This window comes from Candidatus Methanomethylophilaceae archaeon, assembly GCA_017524805.1.
In the GTDB taxonomy this organism is placed as follows: domain Archaea; phylum Thermoplasmatota; class Thermoplasmata; order Methanomassiliicoccales; family Methanomethylophilaceae; genus Methanoprimaticola.
The window spans coordinates 1-19,784 of record JAFXUX010000017.1; the positions used below are offsets into that span (position 1 = coordinate 1).

Sequence of the window (19,784 nt, forward strand, 5' to 3'; positions counted from 1 at the left end):
CGACCCGGGATTTCTACAACTCCACATACCGTTATGCGGTTTCAATCCACGCACCCACGAAGGGTGCGACGGAAGGGATGTTCGGTGATGCTAAGCGCATTTATGTTTCAATCCACGCACCCACGAAGGGTGCGACTCGGACGGCGCCGCGAAGTCCATATCCGACATCATGTTTCAATCCACGCACCCACGAAGGGTGCGACTCCGAGGAGCTGTCCGAGGCCGTCAGCATAAGCGGGTTTCAATCCACGCACCCACGAAGGGTGCGACCACGAGTACGAGAGGGTGCCGCTGGCCCGCTCCAAGTTTCAATCCACGCACCCACGAAGGGTGCGACCTACAGCTGGGAGCAGTTCCTGACTTCGATAACCGTTTCAATCCACGCACCCACGAAGGGTGCGACATAATCGCTTAAATATCAGATAGATTAATAATACCATCTGTTACGAAATTCATATTATTTCTACGAATTTAGAAAATACTGTTTGTTTCAAGGCCATTTCTGGATACTATCCTCACTGAAGAATTATGTTCACTTCCATTTAGTCATAGTATCAGCGGCTCATCCAGGTCCAATGATTTCTCGACGCCTGCAGCCCATATTCTGGACCTATAATTGTTTCCAAGATGGTAGATTCTGATCGAATCCGACTCCAGATCCAAAGCATCAAGAAGCTCTTTTTTCAGAAGTACCTCCTGCGATGGGGAAACGATGCACTCGAAAACGGACATCTGGACCCTCTGCCCGTAATTCAGGCATGTGCGGGAGACGCGTCTCAGACGTGACCGTCCCTCTGGAGATGAAGTATCGACGTCATACGTCACAAGGATCATCATTTTTCATTCGACCTTGTTATGAACGGAGGATACCCGTTTATTTCTCCTCTGATGCATTTTGCCAGCAGACTGGATTGGATGAACGGTATCAGACCGATTTTTATCTTCTCTTCTATGTAGGGGTGGTATATCTCATCGTTTTTGCGACTCTGCCAAGCAGCGATAACGCATCTGCGTGTGTCTTCCTTCATGATCACTGATCCGCCTTCTTTCTCGATAAAACCGTCTGGATCTACGGACCTCAGATTAATCAGCGTGAGCACCACACGATCCGCAATAGGTCTCATCTCCTCCATCAGATCCAATGCCATAGATGGCCTGCCCGGGCGATCAACATGAAGGAATCCGACAAATGGGTCTAGGCCCACGGAATCCAATGCGCTCCTCACATCGTTGGCCAGCATGGAATACACGAATGATAGCATGGCGTTTACACGATCGCGTGGAGGCCTCCTGTTGCGTTCTCTGAAAAAGAAGTCTTCCTTGCTCTTTAGTATCAGGGCGTCAAACACTCCGAAATAGATTCTCGCGGCCTCCGACTCCAATGCGCGTAGCGAGGTGCTGTCGCTGGCTGAATCGATTAAATCTATCAAAGAGGTAATTTTTTCGATAGCGCTATTGATGCTGATGATATACGCCGAGTCTGCATGGTTGTTCTTGAACTTTCTCAGCACAGCGCGGGAGTTCACAACTTTTCCGATTATCATGTTTTTGGCTATCTGGATCGACCTGATGTCGTCATCTGCTATCCGGTATTGCTCCCTCCTAAGCAGAACGTTTCCGCTGGCTTCGCCCTGGACAGAAGCCATAAATTTCCCGTTCGGAGTCACAAAGCAAAGCGAGACGCCGTTCTCGACGCACAAGCCCATGAGAGAAGGGCTGGTTCCCCGGTAGCCGAAGCACACGATCTGTTCGATGTTGTGGATGGGGAGTCTCCCTATCTCGTTCTTGTCCGTGCTGACAACTATGTTGGAGCCGTCTTTGGACAAGTATGCGTTGGGGTTTGTCACATAAAGGGTATTCAGCAGTTTCCTCAATCAATCACCATTTGTTAGCTTCAATATATGCATCGACATCCTTGGTTAACGAGGGCATGCACAGGTCCATAAGCGAGCATTTCTTGCAGTCCTTGTTGTATTCCGGATTAATTAGCTGCTTTTCATCGTAAGCCTCATGCATCTCTCTTGCGATGTCGCGAGTATAGGCACGAAGTTCGTCGGAAAGCATGACCTCTGTGCGCCTCTTTTCTAGCCCGTAGTATAGAAATGCAGAATTTATGGTCGTGCCGAATGTCTCCTCCAAACAGATTGCTTCGGCGCATAGCTGGGCTTCGTCCCATTTTCCTGCCTTTTTGCGCCCTACCTTATACTCTACCGGCGTTATTGAGCACTTGAATCCTATTTGCGGAACGATCACGCCCGAGGGGTCCTTTCTGAATTCCACGACATCGCATCTTCCAGATACGCCAAGGCTCGATGATGATACTGGTATCGAGCGCGAAACTACAACGTCCCCTCTTCTTTCCTTTTTAAACAGATCGTCAGCTGTCCTGTGAAACAGGTCACCCGAAACGGTTCTTTCATCGTCCGCCCAGGCTTGAAGGACATGTATAAGGTACCACTGTCTTCTGCAGTAGCTGAAATGCTGTATGCCTGATAGCTGAAGATAGTCGTCTTCTGTGTAGGACATGGTGGTGGACAGGGGTGTTAGCCCCTTTTGTCAGTAAATTTCGGGCTCCAGCCCTTCTAGTCTATCGACTGCCACCTCGTAGTCATCCATCCTTCTTGGATCGCTGCAAAGCGGCTTTATCTTCAGAGAAGAGTGCACCTTGGCCGAAGAATACTGTCCTCTGGGGCAGTTGTGGTTCCACCAATACAGCCTTTCCACGTCCATGCTTCCGTCTGGCCTGGCTGAAGAGCAGTCGTTCTGGAACAGAGTCAGAAGGGCCTCTTTGAGTGTCTTGGCGTCCTCATCGGAAAAGCCCGTCTTTTGAGCGAGCTGAACATTGACGCTGCCATAGATTACATAAAGTCCATGGTCCACGCGATGCTTCAGCCCCATCGTGTCGGCCCCCCTCTTCTCCCCAGTTTCTGAATTCACGGATTTGGTGATCTGGTTGCTGGTGGTGCAGACGGGGCATACCGAGAGAGCCGGCCTGATGGTGACGGGGCCTCTTATCCCGATGGATACTGCGTCGATGCCGTCGGAGCTTTTGAAGGCGAACAGCTGACCGAAGGCACGGACATCGAACCATTCCCTGCATGCCGCTTCGACGAACCCATTCCTATCCTTGCTCTTCGGATACTGCTTCAGGACCTTGTCGGCACGCTCCCTGAGGCTTTTGAAGTCATCAATCGTCCTGTCGTCGGACTGAACGAAAATGGAGCCTCCCATGTCTTGCACCCTGTTCCTTATTTTGCGTTTTACACAGACGTCGGAGATCTCACCCAGCCCTTCCATGGTGACGCGCGGACGGTTTCCATTCAGAGGATCCCCGTTGGGATTGGCCCCATTGACGCTCACAATCACTGCGAAATCGATTTTGTTCTTAATGCTGTCCATATTTAATCCTCCTTCTCCTCTTCATTATCGTTTTTCTTTCTGTACAATTCGTTGATCTGGCAGTGGTATCCCAGCAGGAATTCTCCGCTGAGTCTGTGGTCATCCGCGAACGCGACGCTGTCGAATTTCTCCATGATCTCTGACAGCGATCTGTCATAATACGCGGATTTGGCACCAAGGCGCGCCCTGTACGGAACGAGCGCCAGCTCTATGGTTCTCCATGTCGAGTAGGGGAATTCCGAGAATCTCTGCATCATGCGCATGGCAGTGGTCTGTCTGGTCTCACCCGATTCACGCAATGCGCTCCTTTCCAAAACGTCGGCAACGGCCAAGAGCCTGCCGTACAGGTAGTCGCGCGTGTCGCGTTCTTTCTCCAATGTCATTTCATACTCTCCTTTTTTTATGTTTTTGAACATCGAGCATGCTATGCTCAAAGTCTTTCTCCATTGCCATTCCTCCATCGACAGGGGGCTGGAAGCTTTGCGGACAGCATTTTCAGCGATGTCTAGTGGGATTGGTGTCCCGTCCAGAATGCACGGGAGAATGCGTTTGACTGTCGAAGCCACGACTCTGGGCTCTGCCCTGTGCCCGAAAGCCGCCAACGCCATGTCCCTGGGGGACGGCGCCCCTACAAAAGCGATTCTTTTTTGTTTGCCCTCCTTATCCTTCTTGGAATAATATGTGTGGATCCATGCGCACGAGCTGTGCCATTTCTCGATCCTCTCGATGAAATCCGATCCCGACAGCTCGCGATGCATCAAAATCGACATGCGGCCGGGGGTTGCCGAATCCAGCTCCATCACCGTAACACGGTCCGTAATTAGCCTTGAATTGAATCCGCGAATGCGCATGCTGAGCCTGCGACCGGCTTCGACCCCGGTTGTGTATACATCTTCTATTTCGAACAATTCCTCCGCGCCTTCGGCAGGATTGAGGACCGGAGCCATCGCATCCGTCCACGACACCACGCACAATGTGTCCTCCGAATATCCTTGGCGGGATATCAGCCATCTCAGCGCGTTGTGCGCCTTCTGCGTGGCCTCATAGCCGACCCCACATGCCTGGTCTGAATTCTCGAACCTTCCTCTGAAGACGAAGCCGCTTGTATCGTTGGATGATATTATTTTGGCTTTGTCGCCAGCGTTGCGTATCTTGCTCGGATGGTTTTTGGCCAGCGGGACGTTCTTCCCGGTGACATAGCACAGGCCGCTGTCACTCATCTGAGATGTATAGTATTCAATCCATGAACGCTGAACTTCTGGATCCTTCCACGTATCCTTTTCTAAGGAATCTGGGTCCTCCACGCGCCAGCGTATGAATGCGCCTTCCTGGCCTCCGTTGATCTTCGATATCGTGAATAACGGGCATCCCTGGGACTCGTCCTTTCCTTTGAAGCGTCCTTCGTCGTCCAGTTCTATGATCCCCGATCCTCTGAGGTCTTCGAGAAGCCTTTCGGATTTCACGTAGTCCCTTACGGCTCTGACCTTGTCGCAGGCAAAATCGCTGGAACACCACCCGTCTATCTGGTCAATATAGTCAGAAAAACCGGATTTCGGAATTGAGCTCTTCTTGGATAACAAATCCGAAGATATGTGTGAGGGATAGTCCTTGACGAGATACTGAAGCTTATCCGCAAGAGGATGCGGGGACAGTCCCGATGTTCTTCCTGCGGAACTCTCGGTACAAGGTATAGTGGTGGTCTGCATGCCTTTGGGGACCGCATCGGCTCTTACGAACTCCCCGTCTTTGCTTAGAGTAATCTCGATGTGCGCCTGTACGCTGATATGGCATATCGGCAGGAGTGGATCTTCCCCCGCCATATAGTCAGGATTCCCCACACAAGCGTCGTAGACATGGATCAAAGACTCCATCCAGCCCATCGTTCATCCCCCTCGTCTGATATCTGCACTGCACAGGGGGTGTAGTCGCGAACATGCTTGCGAAGCCTGCAATCTTCTGGGGGCGGGAATTCCACCACGCCCTTCTTCATCTCCGGCATCCAGAAACGGGCGTCCAGAACGTTGTCGCCCGTTTCGTCGGCATAGTTGAATCCATGGAACATGAGGCCGAACGACATGCTCTCCAGATTGTCGTATGCGCCCTCGCCCATATCGAAAGGGCAAGGTTCCACGTAGCCCTGGCACTCTCTCGTTCCCAGGAAAATGTCGCGCCTGCCTCCTTTCTCTATCGCCCTCTTCATCTGGCTGTAGTGCTTGCCGTCTATGCGGTCCTTCTCGAGATCCGGGCGATTCCTGTTCCAGATAAAATGGGCTCTGACATGGTACTCCACGTCGGCAAGATAGGTGTAAATCGAAAGAGAATTGCCGCCGCCGTACTCCAGAGGCTTGACGTTCACCGACTCGTTGCGTATGGGCCTCATGACCCTAACTGCGTCCACTACCCATATTATCGTGGGCTTCCAGTATATCGACTCGGTAATCCCTTTTAGGGCCTGATAGGTCGGTATGGGATATGTGTATTTCTCGCCCCCGATTTTTGAAACGGGGTCTGTGAACAGCGCCCGGCGCCCCCAAAGCTTGTATTCAACTGTGTTCATCATGGTTTACCTCGCATAATCATCGTTTCCATCCTGGAATCCTCTCTCAATCCGTAATGATCGTCGTAGAATCCGTCCACCAGGTAGTATATGCCGGTCGCTTCCGCCACCTCTTTGATGGCGCCGGATCTCATCAGCTCGTCGAAACGGTATGTGTTGACTGTATATCTCTGCGCCTTCCTCATCAGCTGGCGGGAATCTTCTCCGGGATTCTCGGAGCAGAGCGATGAAATGATTTCCTTGGACTCGTCGTTGTAGCTTACAATGACCCCCCGGACGCCCTCTATGACTTCGAAACAGCGGTTGGCTTCCGAGAAGGACTGGCGGAGGAGCTTGGGCTTCGCCCCATAGCGGCCGACAAACATTTTCGCTGCCTCGCTGTTGACGGATAGCATCTGGAACAGGGGGCGGTCCGGATTCCCCGTAGGATACCGCATGTCTTCGGAGCGGTTGAAGAAATAGTATCTGTAATAGCGTGACACGGATTCGGGGGATAATATGTCGTCGAACTCTTCGATTACGGAGCGCGTGCATCTGCGCCCAACCTCTATGTCTTTGAGGTGGCTCACATTCTCGTCGGTCTCGACGACGAACAGCCTTCCGAGGCCCTGCATCTTGTTGTTGCGATTGCAGCGCCCTGCGGATTGAACTATGGAGTCTATCCCTGCCATGCAGCGTATCACCACGTTGAAGTCTACGTCTACGCCCGCTTCTATAAGCTGGGTGCTCACGCATACGACCTTTCCTTTTCCGAGAACCTTTTTCATTTGAGCGATCGTGTCGGAGCGGTGGGCTGGGCACATATTGGCGCTCAAATGGTACGACGATACAGCGGGCGGAATGGACCCTACCACGTTGCCGTATACATCCGCGGCCATCGATTTGGTATTCGTCACCACCAGAATGGACTCGTAATTCTCGATGAGCTCTTCCACCAGCTGAGATATCGCTCCGGCATCATACTTCCCCCTCTTGACCTCGGGAACGACGCGCCTCAACGATTCCTCCAATCCTGCAATGTCATCAACTATCTCGGAATTGTCAGTGGTAGCCAACGGGTAATGATCTATCTCTCCGAGCAGGGGCTGGGTGGCAGTGCACATGACCGCAGTGGATCCGCACCACCTTGTCAAGAAATTGATGGCTTCGTTGAACATGTACACGGTCTTCACGGGGAGGGTCTGGATCTCATCGAATATCAGGGTCGCCCTGGCGAGGCTCTGCATACGGCGGGTGCGTCTCGTCCCGGAGTTGAAAAGTGTATCAAGGAATTGCACCATCGTGGTTACTATGATGGGTGCGTCCCAGGGGTCGTAGCGAAGGTTAGAGCTGTCGTCATCGTTGCCGAGGTCCACGTTGGAATGGTACTCACATACGATGCTGCCGTCATCGGATAGCACATCCCTGATCACTTTGGCGTTCTGCTCAATAATGGACGTGTAAGGGATCACATAGATGATGCGATCCATGCCGTGTGATTTGGCATGGTTCAATGCGAATCTGAGGCTCGAAAGCGTTTTCCCTCCGCCCGTCGGGACTGACAGGGTGTATATTCCACGCGCCCTGCTAGAAGCCATGAAACAAGAATCGGATATCTTCGACCTAATTTCGGATATGCTATCCTGTCTGTCGAAGCTTTCCAATTTGCTTTCCAATAAGTCAGAAAGCCTGCCCCAATCTGCAGATTTAGGTTCTTTTTTCCCGTACTCGAACTCCGACGTATCCCTGTGATCCGCATCAATCAGACAGCTGAGAACAAATCTTGAAAGAAGCCCGAGAGCGAATAGGCCACGGTCTTTTTTGTCCTTAGAGCACTTGATTATTTTGTTCACCAGGGATTCCATGGAATCCAGAGCCCGCATTGCGCAGTCATCCACCAGGTTCTTATATCCGGGGCCTATAGAACGCATGGCCTCATCTATCCGCGTCTTGGAACGTGCTTTCCCTATGCGGCCTCCGTATACGTCCCTGCCCTCGCCGTCAATGCAGTCGATCAGCCCCGAATGGTGGGACATGATTCCCAGAGCCATTATCTGCACTGACAATTGCTTGCTGAGATCTGAACCGTACCCGGAGATTTCATTCAGGTATTGAGCGCCGGCGGTGGAGTGGTCTATCTCCCCCCGCGAGGCTACGGAACGGCCCATAATATAGCTCTGAAATTCATCCGTGGCTTTTCCGAGATCGTGCAGGAGGCCCAAAAGGAATCCCACGTCGTCAAGCCCTACTTTGTTGCAGTTATTCTCAGCGATCTTTCCTACGGCGATGAGGTGATTCTCCAAATCTTGCATAGTGCCATCATTTCTGATGTGCGCCACCATCCCTGCCATGTATCAAAATCGGTTTTGCAATATTAATAGTATTAATATGTAATTATTGCAATTATTGTAATAATAGTTATAATTGTTATAATATATATTTGGTAAGACCCTAACCACTCGCCGCGGCCTGTTGATGTGGATCCTGCGGCTGAGCCGGGCTTCGCGGGACCCAGGGAAGCATTGGCGATGGATTCGGGCATGTTCTGAGGCTCCCATAACGGGGGCCTCGAAGAGGAAACTCTGGTTTCCAGGCCCTTATCAGGTCGCTGGGGGCGCCCATCTGCGGGAACATATGGAGATAAGGTGGAGGGAACCGGTCCGGCGGGAGGCGGGGGGAGGGGCGCCCTGTAGGTCAGGGGCACCAACCGGCACGGCTGGGTCCGTGGCAGCAGCATGGCATCCGGGCGTTCTCGGCTATGCGGAGCGTCCTGCTGGTACTGACGAAGGCGCGCCCTGCTAATATCACCGGATCGGGCTGGATCTCGATGTTCTTGTAACGGAACGACAGGGTCCTGAAGAGGTACGGCGATTGGGATCTCGAGAAGCTGGATGCCGCAGAGAAATACGCCGATGTGAAAGGGGAGGAGCTGCCCAGGTTGGGGGCGGGGGAACTCATCGAACTCGATGTGTTGCCTTCCGAAGCGCAGAGTGTGTATGACCCGGTTGTACAGGTAGATCCGTGGGCGATCGAGGGCCTCCAGACGACCATAAGATGTGTCAATACGTTCAGGATTAGGTTCCACTTGTGCACGGTCTGCAGGGGGCTTATAATGAACGTAGAAACGGAAGCTCTCCCAGACAAATTGCTCAGCGTGGACTCATATCATCTCCGCGATTGACCCGCGACTTGCACAGGGGTCCGCCCACCGACATGCCATCCACTTAGGTGCGCGGTTCTTCTGGCCCCTTTCTGTATACTTCGTCGAGGGTCCTGCCATCGTCGGTCCTCCAGGAGCCCCAGGGATGGTCGATGCGGCCCGCCACGACCACCATGGCCGCCGAGCACGAATCGAACAGGTGGTCCCGGGTGAACGTGCGGTCCACGATGGTGCCGTCCTCCATGAGCTTCGCCCTCAGGCTCTTGTATCCTTTGTGGACGCTGTCGTTGATATTCTCGGACACCTTCGACCCCTTCAGCACCAGGAAGCCGTCATCCACCATGATCGCCGATGCGGAAACCTCGGTTCTCGGATTGGCCAAATGGAACGTCTCGCCTTTGCCGCCGGGCCTGGTGGAGGCCGCCTCCTCCTCCAGGAACTTGTGGCCCATCGTTCCCATGAGCAGCCTGAGGTTGTCGAGGTACTCTTTCATCTCGGCCTCGTCGGTCTCCGACAGGGAGGACATCGTCGGCGAGTTCCCGTTCACCAGCTCGCAGCGCCCGGCCTTCTTGGCCATCCTGTAGATCGACGCCTCCAGGTATTTGGCCATGGCCTTGTTCAGAGCGTCGTCCTTGCTCACGAATGCGACGAACTCCGTCCAGTCCTGCCACTCCCTGCTGTTAGAAATGTGTTGCGAGATCCTAGGAAGGATGCTCTCCGCCTCGCCGACGTACACTTTGTCCCTTGTGCCATCCTCGGTTCTGCCAATAAGGAAGTATACCCCGGTTGAGCGGAGATCGGGCCTGTCGGAGCATCCGGGGGTCATCGTGCGGGGCACGCGGTATGCGAGCCCCGTCCAATTGGAAAGCTCGCACTTCCATCTGCCGCTGGGCACCCCCTCCATCAAGAACAGGCGTATGACTTTTCCATGCTCGGCCATGCGGGGACATCCCTCTGCCGGGATAAAGCGATGTTGCATCTCTGGCGGATTCCCGAAGTTAATGGTTTCCCCGGGATGTCACTTTTCGGTCGAGGCCTGATGATGAAACGGGGCTGGCCTATCCGCTCTTATCATGGAATAGTTGCGACGTCCTTTTGCATTCAGCGAAAAACAAAGGCGCTAGGGCGATTGTGTACCCCGTCGCAAGCGGGAGGCCCTTGAAATGTTGCGGCATCCGGGGATCCGGAGGTCCGCGGCAAGTGTTTGGCCTGTATTACAGATATTTCATATTTCCCCCATAGCCAGCAGTGTTTGATTGGGCAACGCAGGAGAAAGGAATCCCGAGCCCCGTGGCGGTCTCGCCATTCCACCTCTGCCTTGCCCCGATGCCGGGGGATCCGGAGGTCCGAGGAAAGTGTATGGTTCGTTTTACGAATATTTCAAATTGTCCCCATGGCCAGCAGTGTTTGATTGATCGCCGCCTACGCGGGGTTCCCCGTGCCCCGCGGCAGCCGAAGAAGTCCTTCGTGGACAGTCTCCGCGGTTCGTCTGTCCGCCCCAGAAGAAGTGTTTTGCCCGTTTTACGAGTATTTAAGCATTCCTACATAGCCAGCATGTGTTTTGCTGGGTGGCGACGACGGCGATCCCCGTCGCACAGGCGGCCCGAGGCCTGCGGGCGGCCCAGACGGCGACCGGTCCGGGACCACGGAGGATCTGGCTGAAATCGCTGCGCGTCAGGGCCCTCGGCAGCCATATCCGCCCCCGGGAAAACCCCCCGAAAACCCCCTCGCAAGATATCTATATATGGCGCGCGGGAGGGGGTGTGGGTTGTGTGTGGCCCCGATCGCCTGGCTAGGCCGGAGAACCCACAATCGCCCCCTGATCCGCCCTCCTGCGCAAGGGCGATAGGAATAACGAGCGTGCGTCAGCGCCGGCGCCGTCGCTGGGTGCCGGGAAAATCATGGGTCGGAAGAACTTCCGCTTGCGGAAAGGCAGGGCACATCATTCCAAGCTCGAACCGACACCGAAGATCCGGTCACCGCTCTGAAGGAAGTTCGGGCTGAATCCAGGTTGTCGTTCGGGGCGTCCACGGAAAGTCCTAGGAAAACCGGGGGCCTAATATGCAAGGGCGCGCGAGGCGGCCGGCTGTGTGTCTGTGCGACGTGCTGGCTTACCATTTCCGCCCACAGGGCCTGTCCCAGGCTTCAACACCAAATTCAAATAGACGTAAAACGAAATCAACACTGCCGCAGGAGCTTTCACACAATATCCAAACATCCGAAACGCGGAACGAGTTTGCTCCAGACTTCGGATCGCTCATTGTTTGCTGGTCTTCGGAACTTCTCCTTCGGGCCCCTAACTGCCGAGATGGCCGCATGCCAGGCCATAAACGGGGTTGCCTTTCGGGAAACTTTCAGTTGGTTTTCTACTTGCCGTGCCGGCGAGGAGCCGCACCAGTAGTGTCGAAAATCGAAGCGAGCATTGCCCCGGCAATCTCTCCCTTGAGTTCCAGCCAGTTCTCCTGGAGGAATCCTATCGGCGAGCCCGAGGCCTCCGCGCGCCCATAATCATTCCGCGTCCATCGTATCATTTCCGGATTGTTTTCGCGTCCATTCCGCCATCCCGAATCCGACAGGTATATGAGCCCGCACGCGCTCGCGCATCCATGGACAGGAAATCCGAGGCCCCGGATCCTAAGGGCGTCCCCCCTTTCGGCGGGCTCGAATACGGCATCACGGACGAGGAGATCGAGCAGGACATGAAGCGCTACGCCTACGTATTCGAGAACCTCAAGAAGTGCTGAGATGCGAGTTGTGTCTCAGCCATTCCTCCACTTCTTCTCTGTCATAGGCTCCGCTCGCGACGTCTCTCACGAAAAGGAGCGTCGCGTCGTCGTCGTTCAGTTCGTATCCGCCGTTTTTGAGGAGGCGCACGGCAAGCTCGAACGCGGTCCGCTTGTTCCCTTCGACGAACGGGTGGAAATTGGCGACGTAGTCTATCGCCAGCGCGGCCTTGGAGAAGCAGTCCTCGCAGTATTTCAGGCAGTCGCAGAAGCCTTCCACGGCGGCCATGCTTATCACCGCGTCTTCGAGCCCGATCTCGCGGGCCTCTCCCGATTTGATGACGACGGCTCTGTGTATGTGCATCACCGTCTCTAAGCATGTCCCGTATGCGCGCTTCCATGAGCTGGACAGGAGCTTCCCGTCCCCGTGAACCTTCCGCTCTGATGTGGCACTGCGATTCCCCTTCTCCCGGGCCCGTACCGGTTCTGACGATCAGAACGCTTCGCGTCCCGGATGCGCTAGCCGGCGTCTACTATATCATGTCAGATTTCCCATCAACTTCTGGTCTCATATCCAGTTCCAGACCGGGTCTGCAAACAGGATCAGTACGATGTTGAGTGCGACGTACTTGAGGCTCCTCGCGAGCAGTCTGTAGGCGGCGCATATCAGCCCCAGGGTCATGACAACGACAATGACCCAGTTGGTGCTTATGGGCTTCGAATTCGCCCTCATTCGGAGAGGGTCCACGAACGCCCTGCCAGATCCGGCGTACCCCCTTGGAGTGCGCTTTTTCCCGTTCGTCATCAGTTGAGGTAACGTGTACGCGAGGGTCGGTGTAGAGGACGGGGTCGATGTCGAGGATCCTCACAAGTTCCTCGACTTGATGTGTTTGCCAATTATGATGCGCACCGAATTGTGGTGCATGTCGGCCATTCTGGTGCGTGGTATTTATTATGAATGGGCTTCGACCATGTTAATCCGGTCATAACAAAGGTATGACAACGGAGTTGTGCCTGCACATGTCCCGGCGATCATGCTTCATCCCATTTTTGGAAAGCTGATGCCAGAGAAGAATCTGACATCAATGACCTTTGAATTGGAGCATCGAATTTGCAACCAATCTCATGTGTTGGGCATGCAACAGGTTAAAAAATGCAGAGGCGTTGTTCTGCCCCTGCAATTAATAGGTTTCAAGGATCTCTTTTCTTTTGGATCAGATGGACGATCCATTACGTCCGTCGGAACCTTTGTATAGCGTCGTGCTGGGCGTGTATCCCCGGTTACCGGTATCCTCGCTCTTGCTCCAGAATCCCCAAGTGACAGTGGCTTTGGATGGCGTTCCTCCGCTACCGTTGGAACCCGATGAGCCTCCTTTTCCTCCGTTGCCCGGAATAACGCCGTTTCCGCCGTTTCCGCCGTTTCCGCCGTTGGAACCGACTCCACCGTCTCCTCCATCGAGTCCGTGAGGGCTATCGACAGCTGCAAGTACACCAGCCCAGGTTACATCTGGATTGTTTCCTCCATTGCCTCCGTTGCCGCCTCTGCCGCCGTCTCCTCCATTGCCTCCGTTTCCGTTAATCACGGTGCAATTACCAGGAACGTTGCAACTTGCGGCTTTGGATCCATTCCCGCCGTTCCCGCCATTACCTGCTTTTCCTGCGTTCCCGCCGTTGTATCCGTTATATGCAGGCTTTGCTACCGGTTCTGCAGCTCCGTTACCGCCGCTGCCTCCGTTACCGCCGCTGCCTCCGTTACCGCCGTTTCCTCCGTCGCCGCCTGTCAAGGTCACCGACAGAGTTCCGGTTATTTTGATGGAATTGCATTGGGCTGCGTAGGCACCGTTACCGCCGCTGCCTCCGTTACCGCCGCTGCCTCCGTTTTCACCGTTGCTCCCAGGCTGTGCATTAGCTTCTATGAGTTTTCCCGGAGTAGCGTTTCTACCAGAACTACCGTTATAACCGTTCTGTCCATTTTGTCCGTTTGCTCCGTCGCCTCCGTTTAAGACAAGTGATCCGGATCCGGCAATAGTCAAATTCCTACAAATCACGGCGGGAGACCCGTTTCCTCCGTTACTGCTTGTGGTAGTCCCGTCGCCCCCGCTGAGGTTACAGTTGCCGCTTATGTTCAGAGTCAGATCCACCCCCGGAGCGCTGATGAGGGCATTCCCGGAATGCGCGGTCATGGTGGTCCCTTCGAGATTGATCGTCAGGGCCTTCGACCTCGACTTGGCTGTAATCTCGAGATACACGTTCTTGGAAGTCCCGTGTATGTATGCCTCGTCGCAATCGGATTCGATAATGATTGTGCTGGGGCTGTTGGAGAGGTAGTACTGCACAGCATTGTTCTCTTTCCACTGGGCATAGACCGTCCTGTCGGAGGTTATCGCGCTGCTGAAATTGAACTCGCTTCCTCCAGTCGCCGATGTGTACCATCCTTTGAATGCATACCCTGTCCTTGTAGGATCGGCGGGCTTAGAAGCATATCCTCCGGCGGATACCGTCTGAGGGGAAACGTATGAACCTCCGTTGGAGTTGAATGTCACCGTGTAGCTCTTGGAGACCGAGCTGAAGTATGCGGTGATCGTCATGTCGCTGTGGACCTGCCCGGAGGACGGCGACCAGCTCGAGAAGTAGTACGTGGCCTGGGACGTGGACGCAGACGGGGTCGCGGTTATCCTGTAGCCGTCCACCGTGAGCGTGGATCCGCTGGCGCTTATCGTGGCGCCTTCGGGGACGCTCACGGATTTCATCGAGACGCTCCCGCCGCCGCTGGCATTGATCGTGACGGTGTACGTCTTCACCATCGTCCAGTGGGCGTATGCGATGACGTCGGAGTTGATCGGCCCGAAGCTGAACGGGGTGCTCCCTCCCGTGGAGGTGTACCAGCCGTCGAACCTGTACCCGGATCTGGTAGGCTCCGAGGGAGTCGAGGCGTATCCTCCCGCGCTCACGGTCTGCGACGGGACGGACGATCCCCCGTTGGAGTTGAAGGTCACGGTGTAGCTCCCAACGTCCCAATGGGCGTAGAGGGTCCTGTCCGAGGTTATCGGGGTGCCGAAGCTAAACTGGCTCCCCCCGCTCGGCGAGGTGAACCATCCGGCGAAGGCGTATCCGGACCTGGAGGGGATTCCGGGCTCCGTCGCCTTGGATCCAGAAGCCACTGTCTGGCTGGGGACGTACGAGCCTCCGTTGGAGTTGAAGGTCACCGTGTAAGTCGTCACGGGGGTGCCGGCCGGAGTCCATTTGGCGTAGAGCGTGATATCGCTGTTCACCGGGTTGGAGAAGTTGAATGCCGAGTCGTAGCTGGGTGACGTGTACCAGCCGTCGAAAGTGTATCCGCTCCTGGTTGTCGTAGGGACGTTGATGTAGTTCCCGGCCTGCACGGACTGGGAAGACACGGACGATCCTCCGTTGGTTACGAAGGTCACGTTATAGCTCTCGGCAGGGGCATCCACCTTCGTCCAGTGGGCGTAGAGCGTGATGTCGCTGTTGATCGGGTTGGAGAAGTTGAACTTGGATCCGCCGTACAGGGAGCTGTACCATCCGTCGAACCTGTAGCCGTCCATCGTGGTGGTGGGCTCGTTGGCATACGCCCCGGCGTTCACGGTCTGGCTGGCCACTGCGCTGCCGCCCGCGGAGTCGAAGGACACCGTGTAGGTCTGCGCTGGCGTGGTATTGGCGTTCCAGTGCGCGATCAGGGTGATGTCCGATGTTATCGGCGTGCTGAACACGAAGGCCGAGCCGTTGGCCGTGTACCATCCGGCGAACGCGTATCCCGATTTGGTGGTGGTCGGCTCGGAAGCCTTCGCGCCTGACTTGACGGTCTGGCTGGGGACGTACGATCCCCCGTCCGTGTTGAACGACACGGTGTAAGTTTTGTCGTCGTTCCCGTTGTCGTTGTTTCCGGAACCCATCATCGCGAACGCCGCCACGGCAGCGATTATCACGACTGCGGCGACGACGATGGCTGCTATCGCTCCCGCCTTCAAGAGGGCAGCCTCCGGCTTTTATTTCTGCTTGATAATTTGTCCGGAATGCTTTGGTCATCCCGGAGTTTGTCGGCTCCCCCTCCGTTAATACCTTCAGAAGGGTTCGAGCCAAGAAGATTGCTGTGACTCATCTCTTCAGCTCCTGGTTGAAACGAATTCTACCAGGGAGCCAGTATGACCATGCTTATCTTAAACTGTTCTTCGGCCGCTTTGCTCCGCTGTCCCCAAATGGATTCTTCCGGAATCCTGTGACTGTTGGGTTGCGGCTTTATCGATGCTGTCCTCAGATTGCGTGCATCCTGCGAATCATACTTTGTCCTGGTCATGCTCCCCGCATGAATTCAATTCTCCAGCTGGGGCATCTCTCTTCGGCAGGAAGGCGGAGGCGGAAATTGCTGGGAGGCCGGAAAAGGGGCCCTTGTCCCGAGGCCGGCCGGAAAGGGAGGGGGCCTTTTCCCCTAGTTTTATTAATAGAGGGTAGTGACCGCGAATCGTCCGATCTCCGATCGCGGAAACAGGTTTTTCTGGGGCATCAAGTTTCAACCAATGAGGTAGAGTTTCCCTCCGGAGCCTGAGAACTCATGACCGCGGAGGTTGTCTGCGGAGGCTCCGGCAATCTTTCCGGACGCATCGTGGAAGTATAGACCGCCGAAGGCGCCGGCGCCGACTGATTGCAACGAGGGAGGCACATCCAGATGCTCTATCTTGGGGCATCCGAAGAAGGCGTACGCGCCTATCGTCTTAAGCGAGCTGCCAAAATCGATTTCCCTCAGCGAGCCGCAGTTGGCGAAGGCTTTAAGGCCGACGGAGGAGACGGATCCCAGATCGACCGAAATCAGAGTGGCGCACCCGTAGAAGGCTTTGTCGCCTACTGCAGTGACCGCATATGTTTTCCCGCCGTAGGATATCTCCGAAGGTACGGTCAGGGTTACGATTGGAGATAAACATCCTGTGACGGTCGCGGACTGGACGGAGGCCGAGTATGTCAGGCCGCCGAGGGCGAAGTTTCCGTCGAAGCCGAGGCTCAAGATGCCTTCGGCTCCGAGGAAGCGCTTCCCGGAGAGGGATTGTGCGTCGTGCGGCAGGACATTACCGCCGTCCATGAATTTCAGGCCGCCGAAGGCGCTCTTCCCCACGGTCTGCAGGGACTGGGGGGAATCGAGTACCTCCACAGATGGACAGTTGAAGAAGGCGTACTGACCGATCTCAGTCAGCGAATCGCCTAGATCTACGGACCTGAGCGATACGCAGTTGGCAAACGCCTTCATGCCGACGTCTCTGACCGAGCCAAGATCCATCGATTTCAGCGTTTCGCAGCCGTAGAACGCTTTGGCGCCAATGGACACGACTCTTAAGGACGTGTCTTTGCAGACCACCTCGGACGGGACGTTCAGTGATACCGGAGCTTTGGAATATCCGATGAGGGAGACCTCGCAGAGGGATACCGAAGCAACCTCGAATCTGAGCCCGCCGGCCTCGAAAGCGTCTCCGTCAGATAAAAGGGAGAGAATCAGCTTTCCGCCGGAGCCAACGAACGTCTTCCCTGCGAGGTTTGCCGCGGTCGCACCAATCTTAGATGGCCCGTCGTAGAACTTGACGCCGAAGAACGCATTGGCCCCCACGTATTCAAGGGTGCTGGGGAACTCCGCGCTCTCCAGCGCCTTGCAGCCGCTGAAGGCGCTCTTCCCAACCTTTCTCACGCCTTCCTCTAACGTGATATGCTTAAGGTTGGCACAGTTGAAGAATGCGTACTCGCCAACCGCTGATATGTGACCGGGGACTGTCAGAGAGGTCAGGCCGTTGCAATATGGGAACGCCTTGAACCCGACGGATGCGACGGTTGACAGGTCTATGCTGGACACCCCGTTGTTCTTGTAGAACGCGTTGGTACCGATTGTCGCGCCCGTCCCGTTGAAGCTTATGCTCCTCATGCTCTTGCATGCGCTGAACGCGCTGGTTCCGATGGCCACGTCGTCGCCGGGGATCACCAGCGTCTTCAACGATGAGCACCCGAAGAAGGCGTAGGGTCTGAATTCCTTCACTGTCTCGGGGATTGTCAGGGATTTGATGTTGGCGCAGTAGGCAAAGGACTTCGTGCCTACCGTCGCGATGGATCCGAGGTCGACGAATGTCAGTGTGGCGCATCCGTAGAAGGCTTTCGTTCCCACCGATGTCACATGGTAACTCGTTCCGAGGAAATCCACGTAATCGGGCATGGTGACCGAGGACGGCAGGTTCTTGTATCCCACCAGGGACGCGGATGCCGGGCTCAGGGACAATATCTCGTACACTAGGCCGCCAGCAGACATCCTATCCCCGACTTTCGCGGCCGGGGTCGCCGTCTCAATCATACTCAGGACCCCATCCCCGGAACCGGTGAACTTATGGCCGGAGAGGCGGTTGGGAGTTTGTTCTAATTCATCGCCGTTGGTTTCTTGGAAAACAAGAGGATAGAATGCGCTCCTTCCGATGCTGTTAACGGAGTCTGGTATCGAGATGGAAGCAAGTGATTCGCAGTAAATGAACGCCTCATTTCCAATGCTGGTGACTGATTCTGGAATTTCGACGGATATTAGCGAGCTGCAGAGCGCGAATGCTCTATATGAGATTGAATCCACGGAATTCGGAATCGAGACGGAGGTTATCTTAGGGCCGGCAGCACATGACACTAAAGATGAGTCGCTGACCAGCATGATGCCGTCGATGATTCCGCGATATGACCCGGAGAATCTGTTCAATAACCAGCATCCCGAAAACGCGCCACCTCCAATGGATGTGACCGAATTGGGAATGGATACCGAGGACAGGGATGTGCAGCCGAAGAACGCGCCGTCCCCAATGGATGTGACCGAGGGCGGTATTGTCACGGAGGAAAGGGAGGTGCAGCTGTAGAATGCGGCATTTCCGATGGATGCGACTGAATTGGGAATGTGTACAGAAGAAAGGGAGGTGCAGAATCCGAACGCGCCGTCCCCAATGGATGCGACCGAATCTGGTATGGAATACTTGTCATTCTGCTTTCCTGCAGGGTATGCCATCAGATGGTTTTTGTTCTTGTCAAACAGGACTCCGTCTATCGAACTGTAATTCTGGTTGCCCTGGGCCACGTTTATGGAGGTCAGCGAGGGACAACCGACGAACGAGCCTTTACCGATGTAAGTGGTAGATTCGGGGATGTCTACTGAGGAAAGGGAGATGTACCCATAGAATGCAAAGTCCCCAATGGATGAGACAGATGGTATGGACAGGTAGGACAGGGATGTGCAACCGTAGAACGCATAGTCTCCTATGGATGCGACAGATGGCATGGAAACCGAAGAAAGGGATGTGCAACCGTAGAACGCATAGTCTCCGATGTACGTGACCGAACCAGGGATATGTATCGAGGAAAGGGAGGTGCACCCGTAGAATGCTTCAGATCCTATCGACTCTGTGCCGTAACCAATATAGACGGACTCTAGCGAAGTGAAGCCAGAAAACATGCTGTAACTGATGGTGGTCACTGAGCCCGGAATGGACACCGAGGCCAAAGAGGTGCACCCGTAGAATGCGTCATGGTCTATGTTAGATATCGAGACTGGTATTGACACGGATTTCACATTTGGTCCAGCCGCGCAGGCTACCAACGTTGTTCCACTGACTAGCATGATTCCGTCCACAATCCCTTGGTAGGTTCCAGAGAACCCGTTCAGGGACGTACACCCAGAAAAAATTCTGCTGCCTAAGTATGTGACCGAACCAGGGATGGTCACGGAAACCAGTGAGGTGCACCCGTAGAATGCCTCTGATTCGATGGACTTAGTGCCTTGTCTGATGGCGACGGAGACAAGTGAGGTGCATCCGGAGAACGCATTGTCTCCTATCTTTAGGACGGAGCCAGGTATGACCATGGAAGTCAGTGAGGTGCACCCGTAGAACGCGGAGCTCCCGATATTAGTGATCGAATCGGGGATGGTCACTGAAACCAGTGAGGTGTA

Annotated in this window: 14 protein-coding genes and 1 CRISPR repeat array; of the genes, 1 reads left to right on the top strand and 13 read right to left on the bottom strand. The window is 54.8% G+C overall.

Features of this window, described 5'->3' with window-relative positions:
- Positions 1 to 38 precede the first annotated feature (38 nt).
- Positions 39 to 403: direct repeats of the CRISPR family, unit length 32 nt; unit sequence GTTTCAATCCACGCACCCACGAAGGGTGCGAC.
- 143 nt (positions 404 to 546) lie between these two features.
- The 9 genes from cas2 to IKP20_03935 all read right to left on the bottom strand — a co-directional run bounded on the left by cas2 (position 547) and on the right by IKP20_03935 (position 10,035).
- The gene (cas2, locus tag IKP20_03895; GenBank protein ID MBR4504098.1) at positions 547 to 837 is read right to left on the bottom strand and encodes a CRISPR-associated endonuclease Cas2; all 291 of its coding nucleotides are present in this window, start codon (positions 835 to 837) and stop codon (positions 547 to 549) included.
- Entirely contained in the window at positions 834 to 1,874 is a 1,041-nt protein-coding gene (gene cas1c / locus IKP20_03900) for a type I-C CRISPR-associated endonuclease Cas1 (protein MBR4504099.1), read from the bottom strand. The genes cas2 and cas1c overlap by 4 nt, the downstream gene beginning before the upstream one ends.
- A 4-nt stretch (positions 1,875 to 1,878) precedes the next feature.
- Positions 1,879 to 2,526, bottom strand: a complete 648-nt coding sequence (cas4, locus tag IKP20_03905) for a CRISPR-associated protein Cas4 (protein ID MBR4504100.1) — start codon at positions 2,524 to 2,526, stop codon at positions 1,879 to 1,881.
- Between the two features lie 30 nt (positions 2,527 to 2,556).
- Positions 2,557 to 3,399: a type I-C CRISPR-associated protein Cas7/Csd2 gene (gene cas7c, locus IKP20_03910; GenBank protein ID MBR4504101.1), complete on the bottom strand. Its 843-nt coding sequence runs from the start codon at positions 3,397 to 3,399 to the stop codon at positions 2,557 to 2,559.
- A gap of 2 nt (positions 3,400 to 3,401) precedes the next feature.
- A complete protein-coding gene (cas8c, locus tag IKP20_03915; GenBank protein MBR4504102.1) occupies positions 3,402 to 5,279 on the bottom strand; it encodes a type I-C CRISPR-associated protein Cas8c/Csd1 in 1,878 nt (625 codons plus the stop codon).
- Entirely contained in the window at positions 5,258 to 5,956 is a 699-nt protein-coding gene (cas5c, locus tag IKP20_03920; GenBank protein MBR4504103.1) for a type I-C CRISPR-associated protein Cas5, read from the bottom strand. Before cas5c ends, cas8c begins: the two co-directional genes overlap by 22 nt.
- Positions 5,956 to 8,286, bottom strand: coding sequence for a CRISPR-associated helicase Cas3' (gene cas3 / locus IKP20_03925; GenBank protein ID MBR4504104.1), 2,331 nt, complete (start codon positions 8,284 to 8,286; stop codon positions 5,956 to 5,958). The genes cas5c and cas3 overlap by 1 nt, the downstream gene beginning before the upstream one ends.
- 343 nt (positions 8,287 to 8,629) lie before the next feature.
- Entirely contained in the window at positions 8,630 to 8,986 is a 357-nt protein-coding gene (locus IKP20_03930) for a hypothetical protein (GenBank protein MBR4504105.1), read from the bottom strand.
- Positions 8,987 to 9,159: 173 nt separating this feature from the next.
- Complete coding sequence (locus IKP20_03935; protein MBR4504106.1) at positions 9,160 to 10,035, bottom strand: GIY-YIG nuclease family protein; 876 nt, start codon at positions 10,033 to 10,035, stop codon at positions 9,160 to 9,162.
- A gap of 1,666 nt (positions 10,036 to 11,701) precedes the next feature.
- On the opposite strand from IKP20_03935, the gene IKP20_03940 reads away from it, so the two are divergent.
- Positions 11,702 to 11,839 carry a hypothetical protein gene (locus tag IKP20_03940; protein ID MBR4504107.1) on the top strand — a complete coding sequence of 46 codons (138 nt, stop codon included), beginning with the start codon at positions 11,702 to 11,704 and terminating at the stop codon, positions 11,837 to 11,839.
- On the opposite strand, the gene IKP20_03945 is transcribed toward IKP20_03940, so the two are convergent.
- From IKP20_03945 to IKP20_03960, 4 genes are all read right to left on the bottom strand, one after another.
- Positions 11,826 to 12,182 (bottom strand): type II toxin-antitoxin system death-on-curing family toxin, encoded by a 357-nt coding sequence (locus tag IKP20_03945; GenBank protein MBR4504108.1) that lies wholly within the window; start codon positions 12,180 to 12,182, stop codon positions 11,826 to 11,828. The genes IKP20_03940 and IKP20_03945 overlap by 14 nt on opposite strands.
- A gap of 204 nt (positions 12,183 to 12,386) precedes the next feature.
- On the bottom strand, positions 12,387 to 12,566 hold the full coding sequence (locus tag IKP20_03950; protein MBR4504109.1) for a hypothetical protein: 180 nt from the start codon (positions 12,564 to 12,566) through the stop codon (positions 12,387 to 12,389).
- Positions 12,567 to 13,032: 466 nt separating this feature from the next.
- On the bottom strand, positions 13,033 to 15,807 hold the full coding sequence (locus IKP20_03955; GenBank protein MBR4504110.1) for an InlB B-repeat-containing protein: 2,775 nt from the start codon (positions 15,805 to 15,807) through the stop codon (positions 13,033 to 13,035).
- Between the two features lie 539 nt (positions 15,808 to 16,346).
- Positions 16,347 to 19,784: leucine-rich repeat domain-containing protein (locus tag IKP20_03960; GenBank protein MBR4504111.1), on the bottom strand; the 3,438-nt coding region annotated here is incomplete at its 5' end.

Excerpts from the sequence above, each read along its gene's own strand:
- cas2 (MBR4504098.1), bottom strand. The coding sequence starts at position 837 with ATGATGATCCTTGTGACGTATGACGTCGATACTTCATCTCCAGAGGGA.
- cas4 (MBR4504100.1), bottom strand. The coding sequence starts at position 2,526 with ATGTCCTACACAGAAGACGACTATCTTCAGCTATCAGGCATACAGCAT.
- cas7c (MBR4504101.1), bottom strand. The coding sequence starts at position 3,399 with ATGGACAGCATTAAGAACAAAATCGATTTCGCAGTGATTGTGAGCGTC.
- cas8c (MBR4504102.1), bottom strand. The coding sequence starts at position 5,279 with ATGGGCTGGATGGAGTCTTTGATCCATGTCTACGACGCTTGTGTGGGG.
- cas5c (MBR4504103.1), bottom strand. The coding sequence starts at position 5,956 with ATGAACACAGTTGAATACAAGCTTTGGGGGCGCCGGGCGCTGTTCACA.
- cas3 (MBR4504104.1), bottom strand. The coding sequence starts at position 8,286 with ATGGCAGGGATGGTGGCGCACATCAGAAATGATGGCACTATGCAAGAT.
- IKP20_03930 (MBR4504105.1), bottom strand. The coding sequence starts at position 8,986 with ATGGTCGTCTGGAGGCCCTCGATCGCCCACGGATCTACCTGTACAACC.
- IKP20_03935 (MBR4504106.1), bottom strand. The coding sequence starts at position 10,035 with ATGGCCGAGCATGGAAAAGTCATACGCCTGTTCTTGATGGAGGGGGTG.
- IKP20_03940 (MBR4504107.1), top strand. The coding sequence starts at position 11,702 with ATGGACAGGAAATCCGAGGCCCCGGATCCTAAGGGCGTCCCCCCTTTC.
- IKP20_03945 (MBR4504108.1), bottom strand. The coding sequence starts at position 12,182 with ATGCACATACACAGAGCCGTCGTCATCAAATCGGGAGAGGCCCGCGAG.